Annotated in this window: 15 protein-coding genes; 8 read left to right on the forward strand and 7 right to left on the reverse strand. The window is 64.0% G+C overall.

Features of this window, described 5'->3' with window-relative positions; all coding sequences use genetic code 11:
- Positions 1-15 precede the first annotated feature (15 nt).
- Positions 16-1971, reverse strand: a complete 1956-nt coding sequence (locus AACH55_RS14705; protein ID WP_338715328.1) for an alkaline phosphatase PhoX — start codon at positions 1969-1971, stop codon at positions 16-18.
- A gap of 177 nt (positions 1972-2148) precedes the next feature.
- Between AACH55_RS14705 and prfB the strand changes: the two genes are divergently transcribed.
- From prfB to AACH55_RS14735, 6 genes are all read left to right on the forward strand, one after another.
- Positions 2149-3253, forward strand: a protein-coding gene (gene prfB / locus AACH55_RS14710) for a peptide chain release factor 2 (protein ID WP_338715329.1) whose coding sequence is annotated in 2 segments (ribosomal slippage) — positions 2149-2229 and positions 2231-3253 — 1104 coding nt in all. Because the reading frame shifts where the segments join, the coding sequence is not laid out codon by codon here.
- Positions 3254-3328: 75 nt separating this feature from the next.
- Positions 3329-4870, forward strand: coding sequence for a lysine--tRNA ligase (gene lysS, locus AACH55_RS14715; RefSeq protein WP_338715330.1), 1542 nt, complete (start codon positions 3329-3331; stop codon positions 4868-4870).
- A gap of 252 nt (positions 4871-5122) precedes the next feature.
- Positions 5123-5800, forward strand: a complete 678-nt coding sequence (locus AACH55_RS14720) for a glycine zipper 2TM domain-containing protein (protein ID WP_338715331.1) — start codon at positions 5123-5125, stop codon at positions 5798-5800.
- A gap of 421 nt (positions 5801-6221) precedes the next feature.
- On the forward strand, positions 6222-7154 hold the full coding sequence (locus AACH55_RS14725; RefSeq protein ID WP_338715332.1) for an alpha/beta fold hydrolase: 933 nt from the start codon (positions 6222-6224) through the stop codon (positions 7152-7154).
- Between the two features lie 141 nt (positions 7155-7295).
- Positions 7296-7778, forward strand: a complete 483-nt coding sequence (locus tag AACH55_RS14730) for a DUF4118 domain-containing protein (RefSeq protein ID WP_338715333.1) — start codon at positions 7296-7298, stop codon at positions 7776-7778.
- A 144-nt stretch (positions 7779-7922) separates the two neighbouring features.
- A complete protein-coding gene (locus tag AACH55_RS14735) occupies positions 7923-8357 on the forward strand; it encodes a response regulator (protein ID WP_338715335.1) in 435 nt (144 codons plus the stop codon).
- A 25-nt stretch (positions 8358-8382) separates the two neighbouring features.
- Here the strand turns inward: AACH55_RS14735 and AACH55_RS14740 are convergent, their stop codons facing one another.
- A complete protein-coding gene (locus AACH55_RS14740) occupies positions 8383-9300 on the reverse strand; it encodes a LysR family transcriptional regulator (RefSeq protein WP_338715337.1) in 918 nt (305 codons plus the stop codon).
- Between the two features lie 157 nt (positions 9301-9457).
- Here AACH55_RS14740 and argC point away from each other — a divergent pair, with 157 nt between their 5' ends.
- A complete protein-coding gene (argC, locus tag AACH55_RS14745) occupies positions 9458-10390 on the forward strand; it encodes an N-acetyl-gamma-glutamyl-phosphate reductase (RefSeq protein WP_338715338.1) in 933 nt (310 codons plus the stop codon).
- Positions 10391-10617: 227 nt separating this feature from the next.
- Entirely contained in the window at positions 10618-10845 is a 228-nt protein-coding gene (locus tag AACH55_RS14750; RefSeq protein WP_338715339.1) for a hypothetical protein, read from the forward strand.
- A gap of 82 nt (positions 10846-10927) precedes the next feature.
- On the opposite strand, the gene AACH55_RS14755 is transcribed toward AACH55_RS14750, so the two are convergent.
- The 5 genes from AACH55_RS14755 to AACH55_RS14775 form a co-directional block, all read right to left on the reverse strand.
- On the reverse strand, positions 10928-11953 hold the full coding sequence (locus tag AACH55_RS14755; RefSeq protein ID WP_338715340.1) for a TRAP transporter substrate-binding protein: 1026 nt from the start codon (positions 11951-11953) through the stop codon (positions 10928-10930).
- Positions 11954-12006: 53 nt separating this feature from the next.
- A complete protein-coding gene (locus AACH55_RS14760; protein WP_338715341.1) occupies positions 12007-13131 on the reverse strand; it encodes a zinc-dependent alcohol dehydrogenase family protein in 1125 nt (374 codons plus the stop codon).
- Positions 13132-13197: 66 nt separating this feature from the next.
- A complete protein-coding gene (locus tag AACH55_RS14765; protein ID WP_338715342.1) occupies positions 13198-14037 on the reverse strand; it encodes a CoA ester lyase in 840 nt (279 codons plus the stop codon).
- The gene (locus AACH55_RS14770; RefSeq protein WP_338715344.1) at positions 14037-15227 is read right to left on the reverse strand and encodes a CaiB/BaiF CoA-transferase family protein; all 1191 of its coding nucleotides are present in this window, start codon (positions 15225-15227) and stop codon (positions 14037-14039) included. Before AACH55_RS14770 ends, AACH55_RS14765 begins: the two co-directional genes overlap by 1 nt.
- Before the next feature lie 24 nt (positions 15228-15251).
- Positions 15252-16418, reverse strand: coding sequence for an acyl-CoA dehydrogenase family protein (locus AACH55_RS14775; protein ID WP_338715345.1), 1167 nt, complete (start codon positions 16416-16418; stop codon positions 15252-15254).
- Between the last annotated feature and the right edge of the window lie 24 nt (positions 16419-16442).

The following is a 16442-nucleotide window of genomic DNA, read 5'->3' on the forward strand; positions in this document are numbered from 1 at the left end:
CCCTTTTACTTCACATCAGGCCTTGCCGATATGCGGCAACCCGGTCAGGTAACCCACCGTGGCACCGAAGCGGTCCTTGTAGTTGGCCCGCACCAGCGGATCGAGGGTGTCCTTCACCTTGTCGTGCAAGCCCTTTTCCCAGTCGCCGGCATGCTGGAAGTTGCTCATCACGTAGGTCCAGCCATTGATCTCGTCGACCGCATGCAGACCGGTCGATTCGGCACCCGCCGGGCAGGACAGCACGCGGGTGAGCGCCTTGGTATCGACGTTGTAGGCCCACAGGAAGTTGTTGACGTGCATACCACTGTCTTCGCCGATGAACAAAGTGCGCAGCTTTTCGGAGAACTTGATGTTGTCCGGATTGGCGATGTGTTCCTGGTCGGCCAGGTTGCCCAGTGCATCCGGGGTCTTCAGGTCCACACCGACCAGGGCCGCCGGCGGGGCCATGTCGATGGCCACCCATTCGCTGTCGATGGCCTTGCCCGCCGCATCGCGCTGGCCGCCGCGCAGGTTCAGGGCATACACGGCACCGGCCTTGGGGCCTTCGACCTTGATATGGCCGGAGCCATTGAGCATCGACGTCTGCACATAGGACATGGCCGAATAGGCGATCTTGTCACGCGCATTGACGGTGGTGCCTTCCATCTTGGTGAAGCCCAGGCTGCCACCGGCCAGCGCCGCATAACGGTGGGTCTCCAGGAAGGCGGCGGCCTTCTCCATGCCGGGCTTGACGCGCACCCAGTTGAACTTGCCATTGAACGGGATCTTGGAGAAGGAGCCATCGGCCGGATCGGTGGTGCGGATGTCCATGATGTCGGCGGCCTTGTAGCGGTCCGCCATGGCCTTGACCTCGGCGCTGGTGGCGCTGCCCAGGCGTACCCAGGACAGCTTGCCGGCGCCCGGGCCGACGCCCGAGACCTGCTCCCAGCGCGCCACATAGAGCGTGCCCGAGGACAGGTCGGCCGCGCGGTCGGCAATGAACATGAACAGGCCGCCATTGGTGGCATCGTCGCCCATCAACACCGTGCGCTGGTCGGGCATGACCTGCACCAGTTCGTGCGAGATGCGGCCCAGGCAGTAGTGCTTCTTGATGGAGCCGGTGCCGTCCGGGTTGACGGTCACCTCCGGCAGGTGGCCGTAGTGGTAGGGATTGGCGCGGTTCTCGTCGCCATAGAGATTCTTGCTGAAGGCCTTGAACTGCGCATTGGAGGCGATGGCCGAGGCGTCCGGTTCATATTCTTCCGACGACAGGTGCGTATTCCAGGGCGACAGGCTGGCGCCGCAGGTGATCCACAGGCCGTTGACCCGGGAGGTATCGACGTTGTGGTATTGCACCAGCGAGAGCTTGCCCGAGGACGGGTCCTGGTCCAGCGTCAGCACGGCAATGGGTGACGGCAGCTGGCCGTACATGGCGGCCTGCTTCTGGTCGCGCGTGGTGTATTCGAATTGCACCACGGCAAACACCGCATTGCCCTTCACGCCGGGCACCTTGGCACCGGCCACGGTGAGCAGCGAAGAGCCATCCGGGCAGTCGGAATAGAACTGGCGCTCTTTGCCCGGCACCGAGCGGTCGATGATGGGCTGGTTGTTGATGTCCAGGTAGCCGCCGGCCAGGATGGTGCCGCCCTTTCCGTCGGGCACCATGTCACCGGTCATGAAGAAGGGCTGGTAGGCCAGCTTGTAGCTCTGCTTGCTGCCATCGGCAAAGGTCACTTCCAGCGCCGAACCGACGGTGGTGGACGCCATCGCGGCCGGGTTGTCCAGGGTCGGGGCCGGCATGCCGGTGAAGCGCGCCGAGGCGAAGGGCTTGCCCGTGCCCGGAGTGGCACACGCGGCCAGCAGGGCCGAGGCCGACAGGCCGCCGGTCAGCGGCAACAGGGGCGCAGCGCCCAGGGCCTTGAGCAGGTTGCGGCGGCCGGCTTGCGGCTGGTCGGCGACGGCGGGGGTGGCGGTGGGGGCAGGCTGTCTCATCGAGTATTCTCCGGAAGTGGCTAGCAGATGTCGGGCAGCGGCGGACGCTGCCGTCAGTATTTTGTCAGTCAAACAAGCGCGCCGATGGTAGCGAGGGAAAATGACAGGCGCGTGACGGGGGTGAAACTGCCCTCCTCCTCTTGTATAATTCAAGGTTTGATCGCAAAAGAAACCATCATGGAAGCAGAACGCCTCAATTCCCTCCAATCCTTGCTCGATGATCTGGCCACCCGCGCCACCGAGCTTCGGAGGTATCTTTGACTTCGATGTGAAGTCGGAGAAACTCGAACAAGTCAACGCCGAACTGGAAGACCCCAACGTCTGGAACGACCAGAAGCGGGCCCAGGACCTCGGCAAGGAAAAGAAATCGCTGGAAGCGATCGTCCACACCCTCATCAAGATCGATAGCGAACTGACCGATGCCCGCGACCTCTTCGAGATGGCGCGCGAGGAAAAGGACGAGGACACCATCGTCGCCATCGAAGCCGATGCCGAGAACCTGAAGAAGCTGGTCGAAGACATGGAATTCCGCCGCATGTTCAGCGGCCCCATGGACGCCAACAACTGCTTCATCGACATCCAGGCCGGTGCCGGCGGTACCGAAGCCCAGGACTGGGCGTCCATGCTGCTGCGCCAGTACCTGCGCTACTGCGAACGCAAGGGCTTCAAGGCCGAGATCCTGGAACAGTCCGACGGTGAAGTGGCCGGCATCAAGACCGCCACCATCAAGGTCGAGGGTGAATACGCCTACGGCTTCCTGCGTACCGAAACGGGCGTGCACCGCCTGGTGCGCAAGTCGCCCTTCGACTCGTCCAATGGCCGCCATACCTCCTTCTCCAGCCTCTTCGTCTACCCCGAAGTGGATGAATCCTTCGAGATCGAGATCAACCCGGCCGACGTACGTGTCGATACCTACCGCGCCTCCGGTGCCGGTGGCCAGCACATTAACAAGACCGACTCCGCCGTACGTCTCACGCACGCGCCCTCGGGCATCGTCGTGCAATGCCAGAACGACCGCAGCCAGCACCGCAACCGGGCCGAAGCCTGGGACATGCTGCGCGCCAAACTGTTCGAACTGGAACTGCGCAAGCGCATGAGCGAACAGCAGAAACTGGAAGACTCCAAGACCGACGTCGGCTGGGGCCACCAGATCCGCTCCTACGTGCTGGACCAGTCCCGCATCAAGGACTTGCGCACCAACTTCGAAACCGGCAACACCAAGGCCGTCCTCGATGGCGACATCGACGACTTCATCGCGGCCTCGCTGAAACAGGGCGTCTGATCCACGCGGCCGCGCGGTCCTGCTGCGCGGCCGGCTCTTGCCGATCCGACCGTTCAACCTTCAAGAATTCCAACCATGACCACGCAAAACACCCCCGCCGCCCAGCCGGCAGCCGACGAGAACAGCATCATCGCCGAGCGCCGCGCCAAGCTGGCGGCCATCCGCGAGCAGGGCGTCGCCTTCCCCAACGATTTCCGTCCGGCCAACAACGCCGCCGACCTGCATGCGAAATATGACGGCTTCGAGAACGAAGCCCTGGAAGCCGAGCCGGTCACCGTCACCGTCGCCGGCCGCATGATGTTGAAGCGGGTCATGGGCAAGGCCGCCTTCGCCACCCTGCAGGATGCCTCGGGCGCGCGCGCCGACGGCCGCATCCAGCTCTACGTGACCCGTGACGTCACCGGCGAAGAAGCCATGGCCGCCTTCAAGCACTATGACCTGGGCGACATCCTGGGCGCCGAAGGGTCGCTCTTCAAGACCAAGACCGGCGAACTGTCCATCAAGGTCACCAGGTTGAAGCTCATCACCAAGTCGCTGCGCCCGCTGCCGGACAAGTTCCACGGCCTGGCCGACCAGGAAATGAAGTATCGCCAGCGCTACGTCGACCTGATCATGAGCGAAGAGACCCGCCGCACCTTCAAGGCGCGTACCGCCGCGATGTCGTCGATCCGCCGCTTCATGGAAACCAACGGCTTCATGGAAGTGGAAACCCCGATGCTGCACCCGATCCCGGGCGGCGCGGCGGCCAAGCCCTTCATCACCCACCACAATGCTCTGGACATGCAGATGTTCATGCGCATCGCCCCCGAGCTGTACCTGAAGCGCCTGGTGGTGGGCGGCTTCGAGCGCGTCTTCGAGATCAACCGCAACTTCCGCAACGAAGGTGTCTCGCCGCGTCACAATCCCGAATTCACGATGATGGAGTTCTACGCCGCCTACGTGGATTACCAGTGGCTGATGGGCTTCACCGAACAAGTGATCCGCCAGGCTGCCATCGACGCCCACGGCACTGCGGTACTGACCTATCAGGGCCGCGAGCTGGACCTGTCCAAGCCCTTCGACCGCCTGACCATCACCGGCGCGATCCTGAAGTACGCCCCCAACTACACCGAAGCACAACTGACCGACATCGATTTCCTGCGCGCCGAACTCAAGAAATTCGGCGTCAAGACCGACCAGGCCCCGCTGGCCGGTGCCGGCATCGGTGCGCTGCAACTGGCGCTGTTCGAAGAAACGGCCGAATCGCAGCTGTGGAACCCGACCTACATCATCGACTATCCGGTCGAAGTCTCGCCGCTGGCGCGCGCTTCCGACACGGTGGCCGGCATCACCGAGCGCTTCGAGCTGTTCATTACCGGCCGCGAGATCGCCAACGGCTTCTCCGAGTTGAATGACGCCGAAGACCAGGCCGCCCGCTTCCAGGCGCAAGTGGCCGCCAAGGACGCCGGCGACGAAGAAGCCATGTACTACGACGCCGACTACATCCGTGCCCTGGAATACGGCATGCCCCCGGCCGGTGGCTGCGGCATCGGCATCGACCGCCTGATGATGCTCATCACCGACTCGCCCAACATCCGCGACGTGATCCTGTTCCCGCACCTGCGCCGCGAAGACTGATCCCGCTGCACCGGGAGACGGCGCCCCTGCGCCACTCCCGGGCTGATATCGTCATTGCCCTGCTGCGCGCCCCGCATCACAGCCCCCCCTTTCCGCCTGCCGTTGCTTGCCGCAAACCCGCTTTACGGGCCGCTGTTGCAGGATTACATGTCCTTACAACTGACACAGAATCGGGATTTTTTTTGGCCCATGACCACTCCATAATCCAGTCATCCACTCATCAACGACAACAGAACAACTAGAGAGGTCATCATGGAAACCAACACCCCACAAAACCTGAATGCGAACAACAACGCCCTGGCCCAACCCTCCCAGCCGTCGTCGGGCCGCATCCATCCGCTGGTCGCCGGTGCATCGGTGGCCGTCATCCTGGTCAGCCTGATCGGCGTGGCCGCCATGACGGGCCTGCTGCCCAGCTCCAAGAGCGCCAATTCGCCGCAGCAGGTCGCGGCCCTGGAGCAACCCGCTCAGACTGCGCCGCAACAACAGCAGGCGCTGGCGCAGCAGCCGGCCCCGCAATCGACTTCCTACCAGCCGCAGCCTGGCGCCTATCCGGCCCAGGCGGCAGCCCCGGCGGCGCAGCGCGCGCCGGCCATCTGCAGCAGCTGCGGTGAAGTGATCGGCGTGCGCGCCGTGCGCCATACCGCCCCCACCAGCGGCGTGGGCATTGCCGGTGGCGCCGTGGTCGGTGGCTTGCTGGGCAACCAGATCGGCGGCGGCACCGGCCGCACCCTGGCCACCATCGCCGGTGCCGTCGGCGGCGGCTATGCCGGTAACGAGGTCGAAAAGAATGTGCGTGCCACCACCAGCTATGTGGTCGATGTCCGTATGGAAAACGGCAAGACCCGCAGCTTCCCGCAAAGCAGCGAGAACTGGCGCGTCGGCGACCAGGTGCGCGTGGTCAATGGCCACCTGGAAGGCCGCGGCTGATCCCGCTGACCGCGCTCCACCTGTTCAACAAGGCCCTTCGAGTTCGCTCGAAGGGCTTTTTGCTGGGGCTGTCGCTACGCGGCAACATCCGGCCTCCCTCCGCCTGTTTTGGCCAAAATATGAAGTCTTGTGCACCCATTGCGCCATTACAACGTTATCCTGTCATCGGATTGTCATTTTCCTGCCGGATAGCAATACAAGCCACCCTCCCCCGGCGTTTCCGGGAGTGCATCTGATAAACGCTGGCAACATTCCTTTCAGACAGTTAGACTTTCGCCCAAAGTCATCCGCCTGGACGGCAGCGGAGTTGGTAGCCGGGAAACAGAACGCGCTCAAGCGTCGTCCCGCTTACTCGTACTGAACGGGAGGCGAACGATTCGCCAGGCCGCGCCGACAAGGTGCGAAAAGCGTTTGAAGATTTATGGACTCACTGTCATCCATTCACACCAGCGGGCCGGGGGGCAGGACTGCCGAGCCTGCCGACGAGCGGCCCACCGAAGAGCGTCATGGCGGTCCCCACAAGGACCACGCAGTGATCCTGCTGCACGGCTTGTGCGGTTCGCAACTGGAAATGGGCTCCATCCCCAAGCAGCTGAAGAAGGCCGGCTGCACCGTCATCCCGCTGAACATCGACAATTATTCCGCCGCCCTGACCAATCCGCGCGTCTCACCCGACTGGGAAGACTGGTGCGCCGTGGTCGAGAGCCGGGTGGCACGGCTGAAGGAAGAATTCCGTACCGTCTCGCTGTGCGGCCTGTCCATGGGTGCCACGCTGGCGCTGGCAGTGGCTGCGCGTAGCAAGGAGCTGCTCTCGGTGGTACTGCTCTCTCCGGTGCTGCAATACGACGGCTGGTCGGTCCCCTGGTACTGGAAGCTCCTCACCGTGGTCTACGACCTGGGCCTGCGCAACTGGTCCTACAAGGAAAGCGAACCCTACGGCATCAAGAACTTCGAGATGCGCAGGCGCGTGGCTGCCGCGCTGGAAAAGGATGGCGTCGCAGCCGTGGGGGCGGCCTCCATTCCGGCGCGCCACCTGCGCGCGGCACTGCGCATGATCGCCTTCGTGCGCAGCTCGCTGCCGCTGGTGCGCACCGATACCCTGATCATCCATTCCATCGACGACGAGACCGCCTCGCCGCGCAACGCCGAAATGATCCTGCAGCAGATCAATGCCGAGGTGCGCAAGGTGGTCTGGCTGGGCGACTGTTATCACATCATCACGGTGGACAATGAACGCGAGATCGTCACCAATGAAACCGTGATGTTCATCAAGCGCAGCATCGAAATCCACGGCAACGAGATCAGCCGCAAATATCTCGCCCACTCCTCACCGCTGAAGGACAGGCGCTACTGAGTTGATGCACAGGAACAACAACGACGCGTCCTTGCGCCGCCGGTCAGCCTTTTGACAGACAACATTCTTAACATGATCCCATTGCACCACGGTGCGATGTCAATGAAGATGGACACGACCCGCCCCCATTCCCAAACCATCATGAGCCTGATCCGACTCAAGAACGCCAAGAGCTGGCGCCCGCAGGGCTTCCGGCCACTGTACGTCAGCACGTTCGGCTTCGTGGCGGCGTTCGGACTGCGCTATGCGCTAGCACCGTTTGTCGAAGAATCGCTGTCGATGCTGTTTTTCGCCGTCAATTGCATCGTGATGAGCTATCTCTTCGGCTATCTGTATTCCCTGGGCCTGCTGGCCGTGAGCATCCCCACGGCCATGTTCTTCTTCCGCAAGCCCTACTACACGATCGACGGATTGAATGACAAGGACATCTTCCTGATCCTGGTCTACACCGTCATCGTCGCCACTGCCTCGATCATCATCGAATGGCTGCAGCGCGAACGCTACGCGGCGGTGCTGCAGCAGCGCGTTTCGGAAACCCGCTATCGCCTGCTGATCGAATCCGACCAGGCGCGTCGCGCCGAATACGCCCGCCAGTTCGAAAACAGCGCCCGCGACGGCGCCTGAACGTCGCTCCGGCGCTTCCCTCCCCACATTCTTTTCTCCGGCTGGCCCGCGTCGCTCGCGTGCAGGCAAGCCCATCAGGAAGCTCCTGATACCCCTCCCGGCGCAGCTCTCCTAAGATGCCTCCATACCAGCAAGGAGGCCGCCATGTCCCTGACTCATCACCTGCCCCGCATCCTCGTCATCGACGCCGACCTGGACGCCATCGAAACTGCGCGCTTTGCGCTCTGGCGCAGCCAGTTGCCCTGCCAGTTCGAATGGTTCGATGATGCCGAGCTGGCCAATGCCTCCCTGCTCACGCAGGCGCTGTGCCGCAGCAGGGACCTGCCGGCCATGATCCTGCTGGACCCGCGCAGCTTCTCGGGCACGGAGGGCTATGAATTGCTGCGCACCCTGTGCGTCTACCAGCAACTGGCGCATATCCCACTGGTGCTCTTCACGGCGGCGCCCTTGTCCACCGATTTCGCGCAGGAGCAGGACAGCCGCATCTGGTATGCCGCCAAGCCCGCACGCACGGCCGATTACATGGCCATGGTCACGCGCTGCGTGCAGCAGCGCCTGCACCAGCCCGCCGTGTCCTGAACCCGCAGCCTCACCACAGCAGCACTTACGAACGCGAACGCGCCATCTTCAACGGCTTGATCTCCCACAGCGCTTCCAGTACGTGACGCGTGGCCGGTTCCAGTTGGGTGGCGCGATGCGCAATACCCAGTGGCCGCCACAGCGCCGGCCGTAATGGCCGCATGACGATGCGCGGATCCAGCGGTACCGCGCTGGCCCGCGCAGTGGCTTCGTGCGGCAACAACGTCGCGCCATAACCGGCCGCCACCAGACTCTTGATCGCATCGTTGAAATTGAGCTGAATACGCGGCATCGGGTTTTCTCCGGCGCCGGCAAACCATTCACCGGTCAGGCGCGAGAGCCGCGTCTCCGGTGCATTGAGGATCAGCGGCTGCGCCGCCAGCCACGCGGGCGTCACCCACCGTGGCGCCTTCCACGCCGCCGGCAGAAATGCCATCACCGGATCGCGCCGCCAGGGCTTGACGGTCAAGCCGCCCACTGGCGATTGCGGCAGCGCCACCAGACCGATGTCGAGCCGCCCTTCAGTCAGTTGCGACAAGGTTTCCTGCGATGTCAGGATGTGGATCTGTACGTCGATTCCCGGATGCCGCTGGCCCAGCCGCTCCAGTACTTGCGGCAGCAGGGTCGCGATGGCGCCCGTGGAGGCGCCCAGCCGCACACGCCCCGCCAGCCCCTGTACCTGACGCTCCACTTCTTCCAATGCCTGATCAGCAGCCGCCAGCAATTGCCGGGCGCGTGCAATCAAGGTGGCACCGATACCCGAGGGCCGCACCTGGCTGCGCTGGCGCAACAGCAGCGGCGCTCCGATACGCTCTTCCAGCTCGCTGATGTGCAGGCTTACCGTAGGGGGCGCCAGGTGCAGCTCGCGGGCGGCGGCGGCAAAGGAACCCAGGTCGGCGATGGCGACCAGGGTGCGCAGGCGGTCCAGGCTCAATTCACGCATGACAAGACTCCGGGGCAATCCAGGCGACATTCAGGAAAACTGAACGATCTCTTTGTGATATTCAACTTTTCCAATTATACGATTGCGCGCACCATGCAGCTCTTCGGCAAGCGCCGGCCGTTTTTCCTCGGCGCCCATCCCTGCATTGGAGCAAACCGTGAGTACTCTTCCCCTGATCTTCATCGATGGCGACCAAGGCACCACCGGCCTGCAGATCCACGAACGCCTGCGCGGCCGCAACGATCTGCGCATCCTGACCCTGCCGGCTGCCGAGCGCAAGGATGCACGGCGCCGCGCCGAGGCCCTCAACAGCGCCGACATCGCCTTGCTGTGCCTGCCCGACGCCGCCGCGCGCGAGGCCGTCAGCCTGATCGAGAATCCCGGCGTGCGCGTGATCGACGCCAGCTCAGCCCATCGCGTCACGCCGGGCTGGGTGTATGGCTTCCCGGAGATGGCCGCTGGACAGCCGCAAGCCATTGCCGATGCGCTGCGGGTCACCAATCCCGGCTGCTACCCGACCGGTGCCATCGCCCTGCTGCGTCCGCTGGTGCAGGCCGGCCTGGTGCCGGCGGATTATCCGCTGACCATCCATGCGGTCTCCGGCTATTCCGGCGGCGGCCGTGCCCAGGTCGAACAGTACGAAGGCCCCGCTGCCGCCGAGGCCGCGCCCTACGTGCTGTACGGCCTGGGGCTGGCGCACAAGCATCCGCCCGAGATGCAACGCTACGCGGGCCTGTCGCAGCGGCCCATCTTCGTGCCCAGCTACGGTGCCTTCCGCCAGGGCATCGTCCTCTCCATTGCCTTGCAGACGCGCCTGCTGCCGGCGCACGTCACACAGGAGAGCCTGCGCGCCGCGCTGCAGGCGCACTACGCCGGGATGCGCCACGTCGCGGTGCTGGATGCCCAACAGAGCGCCGCAACCGCCCAGCTTGACCCGACCCGCCACAACGACAGCAATGACATGACGCTGGGCGTATTCGGCAACGCTGCCGAGGGCCACATTCTGCTGTGCGCGGTGTTCGACAATCTGGGCAAGGGAGCCTCCGGTGCCGCCGTGCAGAACCTGGACCTGATGTTGCGCGCCCGCTGACTCGCGTATCGGCCATCGCGGGACAGACGGGGCGGCCCGCACCGGCCAACTCCATTCGGGGCAGAACGCCTGCCGTCAAGAGGGTGGCTCGTAAATGCGCGTAAAGACGGCTGCGCGGCTGCGGCAAGATTGCGCCGACTGTGGCATGATGGCACTTCGATTTGCCATACAAAACCTATGGCGACGGCCACCGCAGAGCTGGCCGCCGCCCCCCCCCTCGAAGCAAGATGTCTACCACTCTAGGCGCCATCGCGTGCAAGTATTCCGACGCGACGATCAAACTGACTCCCGTATTGCGTACCGATGGCAAATGGACTGCCTTCGTCCATATCGACTTCCCGGACCGCACCACGCATGAATTCGGCGATTTCAAGCCAGGCGATTCCAAGATGGCAGCACTGCAGAATGCCGTGACAGCCGCCGAGCAATACATCCGCGAACGCAAGAAAAAATAAGTTTTTCTGTCCTGCGCGCAGCGCAATGAAAAACGGCCCGCATCGCTGCCGGCCGTCCTGCGCGCCTGTGCGGCCATCGGGCTCACTGCATCTTCACCCCTGCGGCCTCGCTTTCCTTATAAATCGCATCGATCAGATCCTGCCCCACGCGCGGAGCCATGCTCTTGTGCACCGGTAGCAGCGAGCGCCGCCACTCGGATTTTTCTTCCTCGCTGAGCGTATAGACCCTGGTCTTGCCGCTGGCCTTGATGGCCGCCAGGGCATCGTCATTTTCCTTCTGGGCGATCTGGTTGGCGTAGACCGTGGCTTGTTTCATGGCGCCCTCGAGCTGGCTGCGCACGTCCGCCGGCAGGGCATCCCAGAATTTCTTGTTCACGATCACCGCATAGCCGATGTAGCCGTGGTCAGAGACGGTCAGGTTGGACTGCACCTCATGCATCTTCTGCGTGTAGACATTGGAGGGCGTGTTCTCGCTGCCGTCGACCACACCGGTCTGCATGGCCTGGTACACCTCCGAGAACGCCAGCACCTGCGGATTGGCCTTGAGTGCGCGGAACTGTTCATCGAGCACCTTGGAGGACTGGATGCGCATCTTCAGCGCCCGGAAGTCCGATACCTTGTGCAGCGGACGATTGGCCGTCATCACCTTCATGCCGTTATCCCAGTAGGCCAGGCCCTTGATGCCACGGCTCTCCAGTCGCTGAAACAGGCCCTGCCCGACCGGGCCTTCAGTCACGCGCTTCAAGACCATCTTGTTGGGGAAGATGTAAGGCAGATCGAAGACCTCGAATTCCTTGGCGCCCAGCGGCCCGAACTTGGCCAGCGACGGGGCCAGCATTTGCACCGAGCCCAGCTGCAGCGCTTCCAGCTCTTCCTTGTCCTTGTAGAGCGTGCTGTTGGGATAGACCTCGACCCTGACGCGGCCGTTGGTGGCCTTCTCGGCCAGTTCCTTGAAACGTTCCGCGCCCTTGCCCTTGGGCGTGTCATTGGCCACCACGTGGCTGAACTTGATGACGATGGTCTGCTGGGCCAGCGCCGCCGTGGCCGACAGGCCCAGCGTGGCAAAGGCGCAGGCGGTCAGTGCCGCCCGCATTCTGGTAATGGTCATGCGTGTCTCCTCGGGGGTGAAGCCGGCAGACCGATGACCTCGGCCGGCCGGGGTTAAAACACAATCAGGTCGCGCAGTCCCTCCCCGCTGTGCAGGCGGTCAAAGCCGCGATTGATGTCGGCCAGCGCCAGGCGCTCGCCCATGAGCTTGTCCACCGGCAGCTTGCCGGCCCGGTACAGGCCGATATAGCGCGGGATGTCGCGCACCGGCACGCAGGAGCCGATGTAGCTGCCCTTGACGGTGCGCTCCTCGGCCACCAGGCTGACCTGCTGCAAGGCCCAGTTCTGGTTCGGTGCCGGCAGGCCGGCCGTGACCGTCATGCCGCCGCGCCGGGTCATGCGATAGGCCGCCTCCATGGCCTGCACCGAACCTGCCATCTCGAAGGCGTAATCGACGCCGCCACGGGTGAGCGCCTTGACCTTCTCCACCGCGTCCGGATCGCGGGCGTTGACGGTCGCTGTGGCACCGAGTGCGCGCGCCACCTCCAGCTTGCTGTCGTGCAGATCGACCGCGATCACCTCGCGCGCACCCGACGCCAGCGCGCCCAGCATGGCGCACAGCCCCACGCCGCCCAGGCCCAGCACAGCGGCGGTGGTGCCGGCCTTGACCTCGGCCGTATTGACCGCCGCGCCCACGCCGGTGAGCACGGCGCAACCAAAGAGCGCGGCCTCGACCGGATCGATGTCGGCCTCGATCTTCACGCAGGAGCGGCGCGACACCACCGCATGATCGGCAAAGGCCGACACCCCCAGGTGATGATGCACATGCCCGCTGCCGTCATGCAGACGGTGCTGGCCGCTCAGCAACTGGCCCACGGTATTGGTCGCAGCACCCGGCTCGCACAACGCCGGGCGGCCTTCCATACAGGGCAGGCAATGGCCGCAGCTGGGCACGAACACCAGCACCACCAAATCCCCCGCACGCAGGTCGGTCACGCCGCTGCCCACCTGCACCACTTCAGCCGAGGCTTCATGACCGAGCGCCATCGGCACCGGGCGCGGACGCACCCCGGTGATGACCGAGAGGTCGGAGTGGCACAGGCCGGCCGCCTTCATCTTGACCAGCACTTCACCAGGGCCGGGGGCATCGAGGTCGAGTTCCTCGATCTTCAACGGCTGGCTTACCGCAAACGGTTGGACCTCGGTCATTTCGCGCAGCACGGCGGCATGGATCTTCATGGTGTCGTCTCCCTCCAGGTTGGAAAACGCCTAGATTACACGAGCCATGCCCGCCTCGATCCGAGCTCAATCAAACCAGCGCCCGGCCGCGTGCAGGAATCGTTGAGCCTGCAGGATCACCGGCTTGTCGATCATCTGACCCTTGAGCGAAATGGCACCGCCATCACCGGCGCGCACGGCCGCCATCACCTCCTCGGCCCAGGCCAGCTCCTCTTCGCCGGGCATGAAGCCGCGCCTGACGACGGCCACCTGACGCGGGTGGATGCACAGCTTGGCGCCGAAGCCCAGGCGGCGCGCCCGCTGCACCATGCGCGCCAGCAAGGCATCGTCATTGAAATCGGTAGTCACGCCATCGATGGGCGGCGCAATACCGGCCAGGCGGGACGCCATCACCATTTCCACACGCAAATGCATCAGCTCTTCTTCCTCCGGTCCGCATTGCATGCCCAGGTCCACCTGGGCATCGATGGAACCGAAGGCCAGCCGCTCTACGCCCGGCACGGCTGCCATCTCGCGCATGGCGGCCAGGCCGGCTGCGCTTTCGATCAGGGCGATCAGGCCGCATCCCCGTGCCAGCCGTCGCGCAATGCAAGAGAGCACCCTCGCCTCTTGCGCCTTGGGCAGGACGATGCCGGCGATCGATGGTGCAGAAAAGGTCAACAGGTCATCGCCATGCCATTCGGTATCGGCTGCGTTGATCCGCACCCACAGGCGGGGTTGCGGGCCATTGCCCTGCAGCCAGCGCGCCAGCGTGGCGCGCGCCTCTTCCTTTTGCGAGGGCGCCACGGCATCTTCCAGGTCGACGATGACGGCATCGGCGCCGCTCTCCAGTGCCCTGGCGTAGCGCTCGGGCCGACTGGCTGGTACGAAGAGGTAGCTGCTGGCCGCTCCGATGTGCGGCGCCATCACACCGCTCCCCGTTCACGCAGCGCCGCGATGGCAGCGGCGTCGTAACCCAGCCCGCCCAGGATGGCGTCGGTATGCTGGCCCAGCGCAGGGATGGCATCCATGCGGTAGTCATAGCGGTCATTGGCGCCCGGCGGCAAGAGCGCAGCGACCCTGCCCGCAGGCGTATCGACCTCGGTCCAGCGTTCGCGTGCGGCCAGTTGCGGGTGCTGCCACAGGTCGTGCATGGTGTTGACGCGGGCATTGGCAATGTGCGCCTGATCGAGCCGCGCGACTACCTGCTCGGCCGTCATGTCGGCGAACACGCTCAGGATCAGCTGGCGCAAGACCTCGCGGTGCTCATGCCTGAGCGCATTGCTGCAGAAGCGTGCATCGCCGGCCAGGGCGGCATCCTGCAAGACCACTTCGCAGAAGACCTTCCATTCGCGCTCGTTCTGCAAGCCCAGCATGACGGTCTTGCCATCGCCCGCGGCGAAGGGACCATAGGGATAGATGGTGGCGTGCTCCGCCCCAGAGCGCGCCGGTGCGCTGGCCCCCTGATAGGCGTAATACAACGGAAAGCTCATCCACTCGGTGAGCGCTTCCAGCATCGACAGATCGATGTGGCTGCCGCGTCCATCGCGTCCACGCTGGATGAGCGCGGCCAGAATGTTGGAATAGGCGTACATGCCGGCAGCGATATCGGCAATCGAGCAGCCGGCCTTGACCACTTCATCGGGCGTGCCGGTCACCGAAAGAAAACCGGCCTCGCTCTGGATCAACAGGTCGTAGGCTTTCTTGTCGCGATAAGGCCCGTCCTCCCCATAGCCGGAAATATCGCAGACGATCAGGCCGGGATACTTCGCCTGCAGCACCCTGGCCGACAGCCCCAGTCCGGCAGCCGCACCCGGCGCCAGATTCTGTACCAGCACGTCGGCCCCGGCCAGCAACTGATCGATGATGCGCTTGCCTTGCTCATCCTTGAGATCGAGCGTGAGGCTCTCCTTGGAACGGTTGGTCCAGACGAAATGCGAGGACAGGCCATTGACCCGCGTGTCATAACCGCGCGCAAAATCGCCCGCGCCGGGACGCTCGATCTTGATGACACGGGCGCCCAGGTCCGCCAGCTGGCGCGTGCAGAACGGCGCTGCGATGGCGTGTTCCAGACTGATGACGGTGATGCCCTGCAGCGGGCGTGGCGCGTGCGGCATGGAGACTCCCTTGATCGGCCGGATTCAGAAGGACCGTGGCAAACCGAGGACATGCTCGGCCACGTAGGAAAAAATCAGGTTGGTCGAAATCGGCGCCACCTGATACAGCCGCGTCTCGCGGAACTTGCGCTCGACGTCGTATTCGCAGGCAAACCCGAAGCCGCCATGCGTCTGCAGACAGACATTGGCCGCCTCCCACGACGCCTTGGCCGCCAGGTACTTGGCCATGTTGGCCTGGGCGCCGCAGTTCTGCTGTGCGTCGAAGCGTGCGCAAGCCTGGTAGCGCATCAGGTTGGCCGCCTCGATTTCGATATAGGCATCGGCAATCGGGAACTGCACGCCCTGGTTCATGCCGATGGGCCGGTCGAACACCACGCGCTCCTTCGCATACGCCGTGGCCCTGTCGATGAACCAGTAACCATCGCCGATGCATTCGGCCGCAATCAGGGTGCGCTCGGCGTTGAGGCCATCGAGGATGTAGCGAAAGCCCCGTCCTTCCTCGCCGATCAGGTTCTCGGCAGGAATTTCCAGATTATCGAAGAACAGTTCATTGGTCTCATGGTTGACCATGTTGAGGATGGGCCGCACCTCCAGCCCCTGGCCAATCGCCGCCTGCAGATCCACCAGGAAGATGGACATGCCTTCGGATTTTTTCTTCACCTGCTCCAAAGGCGTGGTCCGTGCGAGCAGGATCATCAGGTCCGAATGCTGTACCCGCGAGATCCATACCTTCTGGCCATTGACCACGTATCGATCGCCCTTCTTCACCGCCACCGTCTTGATGCGGGTGGTGTCGGTGCCGGTGGTGGGCTCGGTCACGGCCATCGATTGCAGGCGCAGTTCACCGCTGGCGATCCTGGGCAGGTAGTGCTGCTTCTGCTGCTCGGAGCCGTGGCGCAGCAGCGTGCCCATGTTGTACATCTGGCCGTGGCAGGCGCCCGCATTGCCACCGCTACGATTGATCTCTTCCATGATGACCGAGGCTTCGGTCAGCCCCAAACCGGAGCCGCCGTATTCCTGCGGAATCAGCGCGGCCATCCAGCCGGCCTTGGTGAGCGCATCGACGAAGGCTTCGGGATAGCCGCGCGCCTCGTCGACCTTGCGCCAGTATTCGGGCACAAAGGTCTGGCACAGGTCGCGCACGGCATCGCGCAGGTCGGTGTGAGCATCGGGAACGGCTTGATACGACATGCAGGGTCTCCACCAAATTATTAT

Origin of the sequence: Herbaspirillum sp. DW155, assembly GCF_037076565.1 — a bacterium.
Classification (GTDB): domain Bacteria; phylum Pseudomonadota; class Gammaproteobacteria; order Burkholderiales; family Burkholderiaceae_D; genus Herbaspirillum.